The following is a 16,625-nucleotide window of genomic DNA, read 5'->3' as shown; positions in this document are numbered from 1 at the left end:
CCCCTATTGCCGGACTCGCTAAGGAGCAACCTCCGGACCATCGGAGCGGCGATTGCCGACTACCGCTCATGGGACACAGTGGCGGTGGCAACCCTGCGCCCGGCGCCGTCGCGTGCGGTCAGCGTCGGCGGTCGGCGAGAGCCCCAGACCACGATCAGATGACCGTGGTACGGGATGGGTAGGCAACGCCCGTTGACCTGCAGCTCTGCGATCCCATGGCCGACGAGCACCGCCGTCGACTGCACCCACGGCGTGCCCCACGGCAGCAGGCGGTCGCCGCGCGCGACGCCCGCACCCCCATGCAGCGCCACTTCGTACGGCGTGAGGCCGTCGCGGGCCCGTTCGAAGTCGTGCGCAGTCAGATCCCCGCCGTTTGACGACGAGCCGCCACCGCCGAGCATTCGCCAGGCTCCGTGTTCATCGACGGCCAGCAGGTGCGTCTCATCCCAGTAACAGCCAACGCCACGGCGAAGAAACCGTGTGGCGGCGACGTCGCCGTCCACGTCGACCGCGACTGGCGCGAACCGACGCCGTCGGCTCAGCCGCACTGGGCGGTCCGGCAACCCCGAAGTGATCAAACCCAGGCTCTCAACCAGGGCGTCGTACGCCACCCGTCGAACGTACCCGCCGCCGACGCGCCCAGCAGCAATCTTGGGCACTCTCTGCCCCTATGGGGGCCTTCCCGGTCCAAGATTCACTCCGGTGCGGCGAGCTCCCGTAACCCGCGTTTTTCTGTCGGGAAGGAGGAAGTGTGCCCCGGCGTGGTCGAAAGGTGACTGTTGGGTAGGCCCACTTCTCACTAGGCTCGGCCATCGAGGGTTTTGACGGTATTGATCGGCGCGGTATCGATGAGCAGCCGCACTTTTTCCGGATCTTCCGGAAGGTGGACGATCTCCACCCGGGTGCCTCCGGCGCGCCGGAGGCACGTTTCCAGGGGGAGGTGAGATCGGGGGTGAAAATATTGCCCGGTTGCCTTGCTGGTCCTAAAAGAGGATCCAGGGGCCTTGGTCTGGAACATGCTCAACGACGTCCCCATGGTGCGGATCCCACCGCGTCGCAACCGCAAGATACGGAACAGCCTCACGAACGCCGACAGCAACAGCGCCACGCCAGCCAGCTGGATTACAGAAAAGATGGATGGCACCCTACTTTGAACGCACATCGTGCGGAGAGAGGCGATCCTTCCGCTTCACGTCCGTCGAAGGCCATGGGTTATGGCGAGGCACGTCGTCACACGTGCTCCTGGCGCAGCGACCCGGCAGGTCCGCAGCACAATCCGCCGTGCCAGCAACTGAGGCTCAGAAAGCGCCGTCAGCGCTGACCTGCCGCGATCGTCGCGCCGCCTTTTCACGCGCCAGAATTCCGGCGCGTATGGCGGGATGCTCGACCATAAGGAATGAGATTGCGCAGACCGGGAAGGAGCTGCGGTCGGATTTCCGCCAGGGCGCCATCCACCCTTTCTGTTGCGCTGCCGATATGGAATTCAAAGGGTGAAGACATGCAGGGCGACGACCTTCGTGGCCAGCCCGGGGGACGACCCCCCGTTGCACCCGACGAGGCGACGAAGCTGCAGTTCATCTGCCGAAAGTGGGGATTGATATCGAGCTGTATCCGCACGGCCCGACCGGCTGCCGCGGCCCGCACCTCCGACGGGTTGACGCCGTTGATTGCGACAGCAAATTTGCAAAACTGAGACAATTCTGTTACGGTCAAAAAGGAATCTCTGCCTGAACCAGTCGATACGTGCGGATTCTGGCGACCGGATGGCTCCGTCCCGCCCCTGAGGGCGGGCAGGGGGCCGCATGCCGAAAACAAAGGAACATACGTGACGAACGGAAAAAGAGTAGCGATTATCGGTGCCGGCCCCTCGGGCATGGCTCAGCTGCGAGCCTTTGAGACCGCAGCGCGCGCGGGGGCGGACATCCCCGAGATTGTCTGTTTTGAGAAACAGACTGACTGGGGTGGCCAGTGGAACTTCACCTGGCGCACCGGACTCGACGAGTACGGCGAGCCCGTGCACTCGAGCATGTACCGCAATCTGTGGTCGAATGGGCCGAAGGAAGCGCTGGAGTTCGCTGATTACACCTTCGACGAGCACTTCGGTCGCCCCATCTCCTCATACCCACCGCGCACGGTTCTGTGGGACTACATCGCCGGCCGGCTGAAGAAGACGAACGTGCGCGATTTCATCCGTTTCCAGACCGTCGTACGCTGGACGGAATACGACGCCGAGCGTGAGGTCTTCACGCTCACGGCCGAGAATCTCCCCACCGGAGAAACGACGACCGAGGAGTTCGACCATGTGGTCGTCGCCAGCGGCCATTTCTCTTTCCCCCACGTGCCGCAGTTCCCTGGCATCGAGACCTTTCCCGGGTACATCGCCCACGCGCACGACTTCCGCGGCGCGGAAGGTTTCAAGGGGCAGGACGTCCTCGTCGTCGGTTCCAGCTACTCGGCCGAGGACATCGGCAGCCAGGCGTTCAAGATGGGCGCACGCTCGGTGACGGCGAGCTATCGTTCCACGCCGATGGGCTACGACTGGCCCGAGGGCTTCGAGGAGCGCCCCGCCATCAGGCGCATCGAGGGTAACACGGTCCACTTCGCAGACGACTCCTCGAAGCACATCGACGCCATCATCCTGTGCACCGGCTACCTGCACAAGTACCCGTTCCTGCCCGACGAGCTCGCGCTGAACTCCCCGAACAACGTGTACCCGGACGGCCTTTACCGCGGTGTCGTGTGGCAGGACAACCCGCGTCTGGCCTACCTCGGCGCACAGGACCAGTGGTTCACCTTCAACATGTTCGACGCGCAGGCCTGGTACGTACGCGACCTCATCCTGGGCCGCGCCGAGCTGCCGTCGGAGGCCGAACGCTCGGCGTCCATCGCCGAGTGGCGGGAACGTTTCGAAAAGCTTTCCTCGGACGCCGAAGAGATCCGCTTCCAAGCCGACTACGTGCGTGATCTGCTGCGGCAGACGGACTACCCCGAGTTCGACCTCGACCAGGTCGTCGAGATCTTCCTCGCGTGGATGCGCGACAAGAAGGCCGACATCATGGGCTACCGCGACCGTGTCTACCGCTCGGTCATGACGGGAACCCTGGCCGCCGAGCACCACACACCGTGGCTCGAAGAACTCGACGACTCGATCGAGCGCTACCTCGCCGAGAACCCCGCCAAGACCCCGCAGAACGCCGAGCTCAAGCGCAGCGGCGTAACTTCCCGAGGTCGAGGTCGGACCCCACTACGGGTCAGGGGGCCAGCAGCTCTCACTGCGGGCCCCTGACCCGTACGTTCTGTCTGGTACTTCTCGCGCTGCTGGCCATCGCCGGCGCGGTCGGCAACTGGATCATCCAGACCCGGCGCGCCGGCCAGATGGTCGCACCCACGGCGCCACCGCAGTCGGCAAACTACGAGAACACGGTCGATGTCAAGTCGCCGAGAATTCAGCCATGACTGCCACGGAGCGCGCCGGCCTGGATATTGTCCCGTTGACAGCGCCGACACGGCGGGGTCGAGTGATCCTGATCGCCGTCGGAGTCGGCGTACTGCTGTCAGTGCTGTGGTCTTACGAGTTCGTCGATCACACCATCGGCGATTCGATGGCCAACGCCCTCCTCGGCCGGGACGCGAAAGCGACCGCGATCAGCGGTACCTTCGCCGCCCTGGTCTTCGCGTTCGTCTCGGGTCTGGCCGGCACCTTCACCGCCTGCAACATCGCCATGGCCGCGTCGATCGGACCGATGAGCCAGGCGAACGCAGGTGCGGCGGCCCGTGCCGGGCTGCGTAGCCTGGTGCGGCCGGTCGGCTGGCTGACCCTCGGAATGGTGGCGGTCTCCGCCAGCTACGGGTTCATCGGCGTGCTGCTCGGTGAGCGGCTGCCGCAGCTGTCCACCGCCGCCGTCGGGACGCTCCCGGTCCGCCTGATCCAGTCGATGATCGTGTTCGGAGTGATCGGGCTGGCTTTCGTCTACCTCGGCCTGGCTTCCCTCAGCGTATTGCGGGACCCCTTCGCGCACCGGCCGGTGGCTCGGGTGGTGGTGCTCGGCGCACTGGTCGGTGGCTTCCTGATCGGCCGGCCGTACCCGCTGTTCAACAAGCTGTTCCACTGGGCGGTGGAGAACGGAAATCCGTGGTACGGCGCAGGGGCCTTTGTCCTTCAGTCACTCGGCAACATCGCCATCGTCGTGGTCCTGTTCGTCCTGCTCGTGCTGGTCACGCGGGGCGGTTTCATCCGTCTTCTGGCGGCCAGCCCGGCCCGCACCGCGGCGTTGACCGGCGGGATGCTGATCGCGCTGGGCGTGTTCCTGGTCGTCTACTGGAACGTGCGCCTGCCGGCGATGTTCGATTATGGCTGGTTCCCCACGATGCCCTACAACTAGCGAACGCCGACGGATACCCGCGATCGAGCGAGAGCTGATGCCCGGGCTACCACCTGCCGGCGCTCGGCAGGCAGGATCCCGGGCCCGCAGCCGGTATCGATCGGCCGATCAGCGTGCTGGCGGCACAGAAAGGAAGGTCTGCCCGTGTCGGCTGCCTACCAGAGCGCAGATCCACCGGATGACGATGTGGCCGGGGCAGGAGCGGACGACATCGCGAACCGACCTCCCGGGCAGGGCCGCACCGCCAGGCAACGATCGGCGCGGTCGCCGGCCGTCGGGCAGCGGTCGACAGCGGACAGCCGCTTCTGGTGGCGCTGGGGCTACGAACCCACCGAGGCTGATCCCGTCCCGACAACCGGCGAGGAGCCGTCGGGCGGACCGGGACCGATGCCGTGATGTCACGGAGCGTGTTTGCCACCCTGCGGAACGTCACCTTAGTGAACCTATTCGGCATTCAATATGGTATCTTTACGCTCCTCTTTCGAATAGCACACTGCCGTGACGAACGTGATGTCGACATGCGCCCATCGAGAAGGCCCTACGTAGGTGCGACCTCGCTACCGTGCTCCGTCTACGTAGCCCCCACTGACCGACGGTGCCGCCTGCGGTCGTACGCCAGTCGCGGCCCGATCCCCCCGGTTGAGATGACCTTCGGTGAACTGCAAGGGCTACCCCTGAAAGCCCTGGCGACGCGGCCGGTCACAGAGCAGTTCCCGGACCTGAACTCAGGTGTCGTCCATCTCGATGCGCCCGCCGGAACGCTGGCCCACGCCGCCGTCCTCGATGTGCTCGCAAACTATCGGAAAAATAGCGCCGACATCCCCCAGCACCGCTCCCGGGTGGCGCTCAACTGGGCCGCCAACCGGTTCCGGGCGCTGATCGGCGCGCCCGGCGGCGCCGTCTCGTTCGGTCCCGACATGACGAGCCTGACCCGGGCCTTCGTACGCTCGATCGAGCCGGCTCTGCTGCCAGGCGACGAGGTCGTGTGCACCGCGCTGGATCATTGCTCCAATGTGGATCCATGGCGACAGGCCGCCCACCGCCGGGGTGCCGCGGTACGGATGGCAGAGGTGTCCTCGGACGGCCGGTTGACCGTGGACGCGGTCGCCACCCAACTCGGCCCGCGGACCCGTTGGATCGCGGTGACCGCCGGATCCAACGCGCTGGGCAGCGCGCCCGACCTTGTCCGGATCTGCGCCGCCGCTCGACTTGCCGGTGCCCAGGTCTTCGTCGACGGGGCCCAGGTGCCGGCGCACCTGCCGGTCGACGTCGCGGCGTGGGGCTGCGACGTCTTCGTCACCTCGGCCGCCACCTGGTACGGCCCCGGATGCGGCATCCTGTGGCGGCGCAGCGGTGGGATCTCCGCCACGCTGCTGGGCGACGTCGCGTCAACCGGCGGGCCGGGCATCGAGGCGGTCCTGGCCACCGGTGTCGCTGCCGAGGTGCTGCTGCACTGGGACCGCGCATCGGTCTTCCGGCACGGCGATCGGCTGGCGGATCTGCTGGCCCGGAGCCTCCGCATGATCGATGGGGTACGCGTGCTCGGTCGGTCGGACGACACGGCGCGCCTGCCGATTGTCGCGTTCCAGGTCGCCGGCCGTCCGGCCGCCGAGGTGGCGGCTCAGCTGGCCGACGGTGGCGTCGTCGTCGGACACGGCACCTTCGGGTCGGAGCCGGCGCTGCGGGCCGTGGCACCGGACACCCCGGACGCACTGCGAGCCGGCATGGCCCGTTACACCACCCGGGCCGACGTGCGTGCCCTCATCGCCATGCTCGCAGGGATCACGGCGACCCGCGACTGACGGGCCACTCCCAGCTTGCGCGGTCCCCACCGATCGGCCGCGAGGGCTCGAACGCCCGGCGTTGACGTGCCACGATGGGCTCGACGCGCAGGCGCAGGCCCAACCCGACAAGGAGGGGTCGGTGGAACGACCCGGGGCACCAGACGGACGGCCACTGCTCCTCGACGGCGCGCTCGGCACCGAACTGCAACGGCACGGTCGCTCTGTCAGCGCTCCCTGGTGGACCGCGCACTGCCTGCTCGACGCCGCTGGCCGACGGCTGGTCGCCCGGGTCCATGCCGAATACGTCGCCGCTGGCGTGGACATGCTCACAGCGGACACCTTCCGCACCACCCCGCGTACCGCCCACCGGGCCGGCGCCGGCCCCGACACCGCCGCTCGCTTGGTGCACGTCGCGGTGTCCCTGGCCCGCGAGGCAGCCACCGCCGTGGCTCGCCCGGTCGCCGTCGCCGGATCGATCGCGCCGATCGAGGACTGTTACCGGCCCGAGCTGGTGCCCGACGACGCGGTGTTGCGCGACGAGCATGCCTGGCTGGCCGGCCAGCTCGCCCACGCCGGCGTCGACCTGGTCCTGGTGGAGACGATGAACACGATCCGCGAGGCGGTCGCCGCCGTCCGCGCCGCCCGCGCGTACGGCCTCACCACCTGGGCCAGCTTCGTGTGCGCGCAGGGCGGTCACCTGCTCAGCGGAGAGGACGTGGTGGCCGCCGCCACCGCGGTACGCGCCGCCGGGGCGAGCGCGGTGCTGGTCAACTGCACCGATCCGGCCGGTACGGAACGGGCGCTGGCCCGGCTGGGGCAGGCCGACATCGGGCGGCTCGGAGCATATCCGAACCTGGAGGACCGCAGCGGTCTGCCGCCCGCGACACCGGTCGACCGGTATCTGCCGCCAGCCTTGTCGCCGACGGCGTTCGCCGGTCTCCGGAACACAGGTCCGTGGCGCGGCCTCGACATCGTCGGGGGCTGTTGCGGGGCCGGCCCTGAGCACATCGCCGCGCTGCGGGCCCGCTGGCCGCAGGATGCCGACGAGGGTCAGCCGGCAGCGGCCACGGACCGCGTCGCCCCGGGCGGGTAGGCCGGGACGATGCCCAGTGCGTCCAGCTCCGCCCGTACCCTCTCACGAAGTTTCATCCGCGCGGATTCGGGCAGCAGCGCGGCCTCGACGGCGATCATGGTCATCCCGGCGAGCTGCGCCACCGTGAAACCGTGCCAGCGCGCCGCGAGCCGATGCTCGGCGACCAGGTCGGTGTGGAACATCGACGGATCGTCGGTGTTGAGGGTCATCCGCACACCGGCCTCCCAGAGCCGTCGCAGCGGGTGCGCCTGCGGCGTCGACACCACGCCGGTCCGCAGGTTGCTGGTGAGGCACACGTCGAGCACGACTCCCCGCTCCCGGAGCACCCTCACCAGCGCCGGATCCTCGACCGCGCGGATGCCGTGCGCGATCCGGGGTGGGTGGAATGCCAGGCAGTCCCAGACGCCCTCCGGTCCCACCGCCTCACCGGCATGCGGCACGAACGGCACACCACGTGCCGCCGCCCACCGGATCGGCTCGGCGAACAGCGACGCCGGGCGCCCCGGCTCGAAGCCTCCGAGACCGAGCCCCACCACACCGCCGGGTCCGCCCGCCACGGCCCACTCCGCGATCTGTTGGCACTCCTCGACCGATTCGCCACGGACGTGGTCCACGACGAACCGCATGCTCACCCCGACCCGCCGCCACGCCTCCTCAGCGCCCCTGCGCACCGCGTCGAGCTGCTCGTCGAAGGGCATGCCGGACCCGCGCCAGTGCGTGCCGGGGCTGAACGTCACTTCCAGGTGTCGGACGTTCTGCCCGTGCGCCGCCTCGGCCAGTTCCTCGGTCAGCAGTTGGAGATCGGCCGGCTCACGTAGTGCCGCACAGCACTGTTCGTACAGTTCGGTGAAGTGCCGGAAGCTGCGGAAGCGGAACAGGTCGGTGATGCCCGCCTCGTCGAGGCGACCGAAGTCGAGCCCGTGGCGGCGGGCGATCCGTAGCAACGTTCCGGGTCGGATCGAACCCTCCAGATGGACATGGGTCTCGACCTTGGGCAGCCGCTGGATCATTTCGTCACGGTCCGCCCCGAGCGGTTCGGCGGTGGTCACCGTGCCGATTCTAGGTTCGCCGCAATGGTTGGTCGGGTCCTGCGGGTAGGAGGGCAATCTGGAAGAGGCTGCCGTGTACTATCTCTAAGTAAAGGGGCGTTGCCTGGCCCACACTGCGGCATGGAGGAGCGCCGTGAAAGAGCAACGAGACCGCCGGACCTACGGCCAGCAGTGCGGTCTGGCTTTCGCACTGGATGTGGTGGGCGAGCGGTGGACCCTGCTCATCATCCGTGAGCTGCTGGTCCGGCCGCGCCGCTACCGGGACCTCCTGGACGCTTTGCCGGGCATCGGCACCAACCTCTTGGCCGACCGGCTGGCCTTCCTGACCGAGGTGGGCATCATTCATCCGCTGGACGCGGAGCGGCGGACCGCCGGTTACGCGCTCACCGAGTTGGGCGAGAAGCTACGCGAACCGGTCCTGGTGCTGGCCCGCTTCGGACTGACACTGCTCGCCCAGCAGCCGGGGCAGGTCCGCGCGCCGGTCACCCGGGCGTCGTGGGCCGCGTTGGCCATCGAGTCCATGGTCGACCCCGCGCGGGCGCTCGTCGACGAGGTCTACGAGTTCGACATCGAGGGCGAGGTCTTCCACGTCCGGGTCAGCGACGGCGAGGCGCGGACGATCAGCGGCACCGCCGGCCTGGACGCGACCCTCCGGATAGCCACCGACGCCCGCACCTTCTTCGACCTCGGCAGCGGTGCGATCGAGCCGGTCGAGGCGGTGGTCAGTGGGGTGGTTTCGGTGACCGGGCCGGCGGCGGCCATGCCGCGCTGCCTCTACCTGCTGGGCCTGGGTGGCCGACCGGGCGTCGAACGGGTGTTGTCAACGGCCGGCGGCGCGAGGCGTTGACGCTCACCGACCGGGACGGGCGGCCGGCCGGGCCACGCCGTGCCGGTGGGTGCCACCGCCGACAGCTCGGGCACGGCGAGGCTGAAGCCGAGCCGGCCGCGCAACGCATGCTGACTGTCGATCGCCATCAGCAGTTCCGCCAACGACTCCAACGCCGGCGCCCGATCGATTCCGCCGACGTCAACCGGCACGAACCCGAGTCCATACAGCAACGCGGCGCACTCGATCTTGGCCGACGGATGGTCCCCGGCCAGTGGCACCGTCACCGGCCGGCCGTCCAGCACGGGCTCGCCGAGCATGCCGGCGGGCACCGTGTTGAGGGCTTTGACCACCCGCCATTGTGGTAGCAGTTCCGCAAGCAACCGGCCGCTCCGCCGGCCACCTCCGACGGTCGGCGGCGGGTTGGTCGTATCGACGACAGTGCGTCCGCGCCCGCCATCGAGCAATCCATCGCGGGCCAGCTCCACTGCGGCGTCAAACGGCAGCGCGAGCACGAGCAGATGGGACCGGGCCACCACGACGGGCGCCGGCACACAGTGGATCTCAGGGTACGAAGCCAGCCCGACGGGTCGTGCGCCATTGCACGTACGGCCGGCAATGAGCACCCGTTTTCCCTGCACAGCAAGATTCCGGGCCAACGCAGAGCCCATCCGTCCGCGTCCGAGGACGCCGATCATCGGGTGCACCGCACGCTGCGGCGGCGACAACAGGCAGGCGGTCGTACGGACACACGCATCTTCTGACTCCGGGGTCGGTGGTCAGATTTCTTTCGCCGAACTGGACCCGAAAGCTCGGGTCCAGCGGGTCGTCGGACAGTGTCGCCCAGCCATCTTGACGGCGACTTGAACTCTCCCGGCATCCGGGTTGACGCCGCGCGGCCCGGCGGGACCACTTTAAGTATGTAAGTTCTTCACTTAAAGTGGAGGAGAACCGAGCCAGCACCAGGACAGCTTGGGGGACCCGTGAAGCGGACCGAGATCGAGCTCCAGATTCAGATTCTCGGTTCCGTGCGAGCGACGATCCACGGCCAGGAGGTCGACCTGGGGCCCCCGAAACAGCGGGCGGTTCTGGCCCTCCTGGCGCTGCGGGCCGACGGGCACGTGCCGCTGGACGACCTGACCGCCGTCCTCTGGTCGGGACGGCCTCCGGCTCGGGCCGCGAGTCTGGTGCACACCTATGTCGCGCGGTTACGTCACACGCTGGAGCCGGACACGCCACGACGTCAGCGCACGAACGTCATCGCCTCGGCACCGGGCGGCTATCGGCTCACCGTGGCCGAGCACCAGCTCGACCTGCTCCAGTTCCGCGCCGGTATCCGGGAGGCCGCGGCCTGGCACACGGCCGGCGAAAACGAGATCGCCTTCACCAGGTACCGGGAGAGCCTTGAGCGGTGGCGGGACCCACAGCTCACCGATCTGACCACGTTGCTGGTCGAACAGGACGACATCGGCCCGCTACGGCAGGAATTTCTGGCTGCCGCACTCGACTACATCGGGCTCGGCCTGGAGTCGGGCCGGCCCGAGGTGGTCCTGCCACTGGCCGAACGGCTCGCCCAGGCCGAGCCCCTCAACGAGCGGGTTCAGGCGCGGGTACTGCGGGCGCTGGCGCGGATCGGGCAACGCGCCTGGGCGATCGAACGGTATGCCGACGTCCGCACTCGGCTCAAGCTCGACCTGGGTGTCAATCCGGGGGCCGAACTGACCGAGGCGTACCGGGAGGTGCTGGACGCCGATCCGCCGCGACCTGACGGCGCGGCCCTGACCGATGACCATCAGCCGCCCTGGCGGGGACCGGCAGCCGTGGTGGACGAACTGGTCGGGCGTTCGGCCGACCTCGCGGCAGTCTGCGACCTGCTGGGCGAGTACCGCACGGTGAGCCTCACCGGCCCGGCCGGGGTCGGCAAGTCGGCGCTCGGCATGGCCGCGGCGTTGGAGCTGCGGGAACGATTCGCCGACGGGGTCGCGGTGGTGGATCTGGCGAACGCGCGCACCGGCCGGGAACTGGTTCAAGCGACGGCGGCGGTCGTCGACGAGCCGGGATCCTGGCACGCCAAAGGCTGCCTACCGTTGACGCACCGGCTGCACGACCGCAAACTCCTGCTCGTCCTCGACAACGCCGAACTGGTCACCGACGAGGCCGCCGACCTCGTCGACGACCTGCTACGCAGCTGCCCGCAGGTCACCGTCCTGCTCACCTCGCGGGAACTGCTCGGTCTGCCGTACGAGGCGGTGTATCCGGTGCGGCCACTGACCGTGGAAGAGGATCACGGTTCCTCGATGGCACCCGCGCTGGCGCTGTTCGCCCAGCGGGCGGTGCAGATCCAACCGGCGTTCCGACTCACCGAGAGCAACCTTGAGGCGGTGCGATCGGTGTGCCGGGCGCTGGACGGGCTACCCCTCGCCATCGAGCTCGCTGCGGCGTGCCTGCGTACCCAGCGGCTGGAGGCGCTGGTCAACGTCGTGGACGACCCGCTTCGCCGGATCCGTCCGCGCCGCCGGGGGCTGCCAAGCCACCACCGATCACTGCGCGCCGCGGTGAACCGCAGCATGGAACTGCTGGGGCCGGCGGAGCAGCGCTGCTTCGCCGCACTGGGCGCGGTTCCGGCGGAGTTCGGCCTGGAGGCCGCGGCGGTCGCCGGCCGGGCGATCGGCGGTGAACCCGAGACACTGCAAATGCTGCTCGATCGACTGGTGGACAAGTCGGTGCTGGAGGTCATGCACGGCGCGACGGGCCGCCGCTACCGAATGCTCGGCACGGTCCACGCGCTGGCGCGGCAGATGCTGCGCGAATACGGCGTGGACGGTTCGGCCCCCGCCAGCCGCTGTGGCTGCGGCTGCCACACGGGCCATTGAGGCGAGACATTCACCGATCATTGCTATATGATTCTTTAGTAGATGTTGGCGGTCAACGAGCAGGAGATCTCGTATGGACCAACGCCACCTGCTCATGCACCAGGCGATGCTCGGCGACCGCAGACGCGTCGAGTCCTACGACCGGGCACTAGCCGCGGTCACCGATGAGAACACCGTGGTCGCCGACATCGGCGCCGGCACGCTGGCGCTGACCGCGTTGGCGCTGCGACACCGCGCCGCGCACGTGTACGCCGTGGAGGCCGACCCTCAGGTAGCCGCCGTCGCCGAGCGGATCATCAAGACCAACGGCTGGCAGGACCGGGTCACCCTGATCGAGGGAGACGCCCGGCTCGTTCGCCTGCCCGAACAGGTGGACGTGACGGTCTGCGAACTGATGGGCAACCTCGGGCCGGAAGAGGACATGGCCCGTATCCTGCGGGTGTTCAACCGCCGTAACCTGCGACCCGGCGGCACCGTGGTGCCCGAGCGGGTGGTCACCTGGCTGGCGCCGGTGCAGTTCGGCACCGAAGGTTGGGGCATCTGGTCCCCGGACTTCTTCGGCATGCGGCTCGACGTGGTGCAGGAACTGGTCGACCCCACAGCCCACCTGCACTTCTTCACCCAGGAGCCGGCCCTGCTCGGCGAACCGGTCGCGCTGGTCGACACCGGCCGCGGCGACACCGGACTGCGCAACGTCCGGCCCCTGGCCCTACCGCTGCACACAGCCGGAACGCTGCACGCCGTGCTCGGCTACTTCACCGCCACGCTCGCCCCGGGGATCGAGTTGTCCAACATGCCGTCGTACCCGGGCTGCAACTGGGCGGTCTTCGTCTGGCCGCTCCGGCACACCGCCGTCGCGGCCGGCGACACCGTACACGTGCGTCCCCAACGTCCCGATGGTTCCGCCGCGCGGGATGTGACCCGGTGGCGCCTCGACTGTCGTCTCGACAGGGTGAGCAAACAATGATGATCTACACCGCCGCCTCGGTCCGTGACCATTCCGTCGACGCCGAACGGTTCTCGGGCCTCACCTGGTCCGGCCACGCCCTCTGGTACGCCGACGCCGGGCGCGGGCGGGCGGTCTGCCTTGACCCGCGCACCGGGGTGCCCGGCTCCGAACTGGCCTGTCCCGGTCTGGTCGCCGGGCTGACCAATCTCGGCGGGTGTCTCCTTTACGCCACGTCGGCCACCCTGCGGCTGACCGAGCCGCAGAGCGGGGATGTGCTGCGTGAGGTGCCCAGCCCTCGGCCGGATGTGCAGGTCTGCGGCATGGAAGCGGGCAAGGACGGCATCTGGCTCGGCTGGCCGGACGCCCTGGAGTTACGGGACGCCTCCGACCTCCGGCTGCTCGCGACCATACCCGCGCCACTCGGTGTCGCCGGCATCACGGTCACCGACCGGTACGTCGCGCACACCGATCTGCTCGGCGAGGCCATCACGGTCTTCGACCTCCAGACCGGACGCGACGTGTTGCAGATCCAGGTCGACGGTCGACCCGCCACCAGCCTCACCTGGGACGGGCTCCGCCTGTGGTACGCCGACGCCGGCAACATGCGCCTGCGGGCGTTGGACGTCCCCGGGCTGTCCACCGCGCGGGACTGGTCAGGACCCGATTGACCCCCGGCAGGAAGGTGCCTGATGTTACCGCTCAAGTATCTCCTCAGCCTCTCCCCCACCGGCGCGCCGTCACTTGAGTCATCCCGCTCCCCCACCCCCGAACGTCTCCGACTGGCCGGTCGCGCGCTCGTCATCGGTTCGGTGGCCACGGCCTCGATGGCGGCGGGTGTCGCCGGTGCCTCGGCCACCGCGGTACGACACGGCAGGACGGCCGGTCGGCGCCGGCTCGCTCGAGAGATCACCCGGACCGTCGCCCGCCTCGGCCCCACCTTCATCAAGGCGGCCCAGGTCCTCGGCACCCGCCGAGACGTCGTGCCGGCCTGGCTCTGCGACGAGTTGTCGATGCTCCAGGACGATGTGCCGCCGATGACCGCGACGCAGGGACGCATCGCGCTGCGCGAGGCGTACGGCGACGAACTGGACAAGGTGTTCGTCGCTGTCGAGAAGGTTCCGACGGCCAGCGGCAGCATCGCCTGTGTCTACCGGGCCACACTGCTCGACGGCGGTACGGTCGCGCTCAAACTGCGCCGTCCCGGAATCGGTCCCCGGATGGCTGCCGACCTCGCGTTGCTGCGTCGGGGAGCGGCGCTCGTCGCCCGGTTGCCGATGTTCCGAGGGGTGCCGGTGCGTGAGGTCGTCGACAACCTCTGTGAGTCGGTGCTCGGGCAGGTCGACCTCGGCCGTGAAGGGCGGGACCTCGGCCGCCTGCGGGAGGATCTGGGTTCGGTGCCGCGGGTGCTGGTGCCGCGGGTGCATCCGGAGGCGAGTCGCCCGGCCGCCATCGTCATGGACTTCGTCTCGGACCTGGCCGTTGACACCGCGGACCGGTGTTCCCCGGCGTTGCGCCGGAGGTTCGCGGCCTCCACGCTGGCCGTGGTCTATCAGATGCTGTTCATCAACGGCTTCGTCCACTGTGATCTGCACCCGGGCAACCTCTACTTCAAGCGGGGTGGCCAGGTGGTGGTGCTGGACGCCGGATTCAGCGTCCAGCTGTCGGAGCGGATGCGGGACCTGTTCGCCAACTTCTTCCTCAACATGTCGATCGGCCGGGGCGAGCGCTGCGCGGCGATCGTGCTGGAGAGCGCCATCGGGGTGTCCGACGACGCGGACGTGGGGGCGTTCACCGAGGGTGTCACGGACCTGGTGGCCCGCAGCTACAAGCTGTCCGCCAAGGAGTTCAGTCTGATCGCGTTCGCGGGTGAACTGTTCGACTTGCAACGCCGGTACGGCGTCGCGGCGTCGCCGGAGCTGGTGTTTCCGTTGCTGTCGCTGCTCGTGGTGGAGGGCACCGTACGGTCGCTCGATCCGGACATCGACTTCCAGGAAACGGCCAAGCCGATCCTGAACCGCGCGTTGTTCGGCATCCGCTGAACCACCCGATCGACAAGCGGGGGGCCGGTCGACCGGCCCCCCGCTCGGGATCGTCAACGCCCCGGTGCGGTCACCACCGGGCGACTCCGGTGGCTACGGCGTCGGCCCGAGCACGCGGCCAGTCGGCCACGATCAGGGGCACCAGGCGCAGGTCGGCGGTGGCCAACCGGTCGAAGCGGCGCCACAGCGTGGTGGCCGTGCCCGGGTCGAGCGCCCGCAACGCATCGGTGGCGACGCCGGCCGGGTCACCGGCACCGTCGTCAGCGGGCCAGATCCGGTGCAGCAGGTCCCGGTTGGCGTTACCGGCCCACCGCGGCGCCCACTCGTGCAAGGTGAGATCGGCACCCGGCTCGCCCGCCGACACCGTGACGACGCCGACTCCGTACCGAACGAACATATTGGCCAAGGCCGCCGCCACGACCGCCGGCCGTGACCCGGCCGGCACCGCCAGGACCAGCCTGCTTCCCGGCGTCAGTCCGGCGTCAGCGAGCAGGTGCCGGGCGGTTGAAGGGTCACCGCCATCGGGTGCGGCGCCGGCGGCTGGCGCGGCACCCGGATCCCCGGGTTGCAGGACACCGTGCTGAGCGGCGGCACCAGTGGCGCCGGCAGAGCGTGCCGCCTCGGCGAGGGCGGCCCGGTCGACCGCCCAGGACAGCGCGCGGCGGGCAGCGGATGACCACGCCGCCCCGCCGGGCGTCGCGGACAGGTAGTAGCTGCAACCGGTGCCACCGAAGCGGGCTGCCGACGCCGGCAGATCCCAGGAGAGCACCCCGAAGTCGGTAGCGTCATCCACCGGCTGGTCGCCGGGGGAGGCCACGATGTCGATGCGGGAGGCGGTCCGCCGGCGGATCGGGTCGGTGGCCGGTTCCCACCGGGGGTTGGGCTCCAGGACGAAGTCACCACCGGGGGTCAACTGCCGGGCGATCCGGTACGGCCCGCAGGCCGGGTTGCACCGGTACAACTCGGGGCTGTCCGGCACGTAGTAGTCGTACTCGCGTGGGGCCATCGCGGCGTACCCGGTGGCCAGCAGGTCGATCAGGTCATTGGCCGGCTCGGTGAGCCGCAGCACGACGGTGTCGCCCTCGGCCCGTAGCCCCGGCACCCGGGTGAGGTGGGAGAACTGGGCGAGCGCGGGGGCGTGCGCCTCCCAGTGCCCGAACTCCTCGTCGTATCGCCGGTAGTAGTCGGCCAGTCCTTCGATCAGCGCGCCGAAGTACGGCCGCATCGGCCGGGCCAACGGATGGGCCGTGCGCTTGAGGCCCCGCACGGCGTCTCCGGCGCCCACCTCTCGGGCACACTGCGCGTCCCAGCGCACGCCCGGGCGCACCCGGATACGCCAGGTCCGGCCGTCCGCGCTGATCCCACCGTTGTCGACGGTGGGTAGTTCCCGCGCGATGTCGGGCACCGGTCGAGCATCCGGGTCGTCGGTCACGGGGCAGGCGAACAACTGTCGGGTGATGAGCCGGAGCAGCTGCCCGGTCCCGATCCTTCCCGACTCGCCCTCGTCGGGCATTCCGCCGACCGGCCGCAGAAACCGAAGCTGGCTGCGGTCGGTCGGGGCAGCGGTGCACTCCAGCTCGCGTACGCCGGTCATGCCGGCACCGTCCCCACATTCGGGACGGCGTCCGTT

The 16,625-nt window shown here is 69.2% G+C and carries 14 protein-coding genes; 9 read left to right on the top strand and 5 right to left on the bottom strand.

Annotated features, from left to right (window positions below; translation table 11 throughout):
- Window positions 1-59: 59 nt before the first annotated feature.
- Together Vqi01_RS28690 and Vqi01_RS28685 are read right to left on the bottom strand one after the other, a co-directional pair.
- Entirely contained in the window at window positions 60-611 is a 552-nt protein-coding gene (locus Vqi01_RS28690) for a hypothetical protein (RefSeq protein WP_204038272.1), read from the bottom strand.
- A gap of 188 nt (window positions 612-799) precedes the next feature.
- Window positions 800-1,108, bottom strand: a complete 309-nt coding sequence (locus Vqi01_RS28685) for a hypothetical protein (RefSeq protein WP_204038271.1) — start codon at window positions 1,106-1,108, stop codon at window positions 800-802.
- 717 nt (window positions 1,109-1,825) lie between these two features.
- On the opposite strand from Vqi01_RS28685, the gene Vqi01_RS28680 reads away from it, so the two are divergent.
- The 4 genes from Vqi01_RS28680 (at window position 1,826) to Vqi01_RS28665 (ending at window position 7,259) form a co-directional block, all read left to right on the top strand.
- Window positions 1,826-3,286 (top strand): trimethylamine monooxygenase, encoded by a 1,461-nt coding sequence (locus tag Vqi01_RS28680; RefSeq protein WP_204038270.1) that lies wholly within the window; start codon window positions 1,826-1,828, stop codon window positions 3,284-3,286.
- 166 nt (window positions 3,287-3,452) lie between these two features.
- Window positions 3,453-4,382: a hypothetical protein gene (locus tag Vqi01_RS28675; protein WP_204038269.1), complete on the top strand. Its 930-nt coding sequence runs from the start codon at window positions 3,453-3,455 to the stop codon at window positions 4,380-4,382.
- Window positions 4,383-5,026: 644 nt separating this feature from the next.
- Window positions 5,027-6,184, top strand: a complete 1,158-nt coding sequence (locus tag Vqi01_RS28670) for an aminotransferase class V-fold PLP-dependent enzyme (protein ID WP_204038268.1) — start codon at window positions 5,027-5,029, stop codon at window positions 6,182-6,184.
- 121 nt (window positions 6,185-6,305) lie between these two features.
- Window positions 6,306-7,259: a homocysteine S-methyltransferase family protein gene (locus tag Vqi01_RS28665; protein WP_204038267.1), complete on the top strand. Its 954-nt coding sequence runs from the start codon at window positions 6,306-6,308 to the stop codon at window positions 7,257-7,259.
- Here the strand turns inward: Vqi01_RS28665 and add are convergent.
- Window positions 7,217-8,308: an adenosine deaminase gene (add, locus tag Vqi01_RS28660; protein ID WP_204038266.1), complete on the bottom strand. Its 1,092-nt coding sequence runs from the start codon at window positions 8,306-8,308 to the stop codon at window positions 7,217-7,219. The two genes, Vqi01_RS28665 and add, sit on opposite strands and share 43 nt — an antisense overlap.
- A 133-nt stretch (window positions 8,309-8,441) precedes the next feature.
- Here add and Vqi01_RS28655 point away from each other — a divergent pair, with 133 nt between their 5' ends.
- A complete protein-coding gene (locus Vqi01_RS28655; protein WP_204038265.1) occupies window positions 8,442-9,155 on the top strand; it encodes a winged helix-turn-helix transcriptional regulator in 714 nt (237 codons plus the stop codon).
- On the opposite strand, the gene Vqi01_RS28650 is transcribed toward Vqi01_RS28655, so the two are convergent.
- Window positions 9,083-9,832: an NADPH-dependent F420 reductase gene (locus tag Vqi01_RS28650; RefSeq protein WP_204038264.1), complete on the bottom strand. Its 750-nt coding sequence runs from the start codon at window positions 9,830-9,832 to the stop codon at window positions 9,083-9,085. The two genes, Vqi01_RS28655 and Vqi01_RS28650, sit on opposite strands and share 73 nt — an antisense overlap.
- 285 nt (window positions 9,833-10,117) lie before the next feature.
- Between Vqi01_RS28650 and Vqi01_RS28645 the strand changes: the two genes are divergently transcribed.
- The 4 genes from Vqi01_RS28645 (at window position 10,118) to Vqi01_RS28630 (ending at window position 14,995) form a co-directional block, all read left to right on the top strand.
- On the top strand, window positions 10,118-12,007 hold the full coding sequence (locus Vqi01_RS28645) for an AfsR/SARP family transcriptional regulator (protein WP_204038263.1): 1,890 nt from the start codon (window positions 10,118-10,120) through the stop codon (window positions 12,005-12,007).
- 73 nt (window positions 12,008-12,080) lie between these two features.
- Window positions 12,081-12,974: a class I SAM-dependent methyltransferase gene (locus tag Vqi01_RS28640; RefSeq protein ID WP_204038262.1), complete on the top strand. Its 894-nt coding sequence runs from the start codon at window positions 12,081-12,083 to the stop codon at window positions 12,972-12,974.
- The gene (locus Vqi01_RS28635; protein WP_204038261.1) at window positions 12,971-13,624 is read left to right on the top strand and encodes an NHL repeat-containing protein; all 654 of its coding nucleotides are present in this window, start codon (window positions 12,971-12,973) and stop codon (window positions 13,622-13,624) included. The genes Vqi01_RS28640 and Vqi01_RS28635 overlap by 4 nt, the downstream gene beginning before the upstream one ends.
- A gap of 21 nt (window positions 13,625-13,645) precedes the next feature.
- Window positions 13,646-14,995, top strand: coding sequence for an ABC1 kinase family protein (locus Vqi01_RS28630; RefSeq protein ID WP_204038260.1), 1,350 nt, complete (start codon window positions 13,646-13,648; stop codon window positions 14,993-14,995).
- Window positions 14,996-15,065: 70 nt separating this feature from the next.
- On the opposite strand, the gene Vqi01_RS28625 is transcribed toward Vqi01_RS28630, so the two are convergent.
- Complete coding sequence (locus tag Vqi01_RS28625) at window positions 15,066-16,589, bottom strand: ABC transporter substrate-binding protein (RefSeq protein ID WP_204038273.1); 1,524 nt, start codon at window positions 16,587-16,589, stop codon at window positions 15,066-15,068.
- Between the last annotated feature and the right edge of the window lie 36 nt (window positions 16,590-16,625).

It is taken from the genome of Micromonospora qiuiae (genome assembly GCF_016863555.1).
Taxonomy (GTDB): domain Bacteria; phylum Actinomycetota; class Actinomycetes; order Mycobacteriales; family Micromonosporaceae; genus Micromonospora; species Micromonospora qiuiae.
This window is presented reverse-complemented; position numbering and strand designations above follow the sequence as displayed.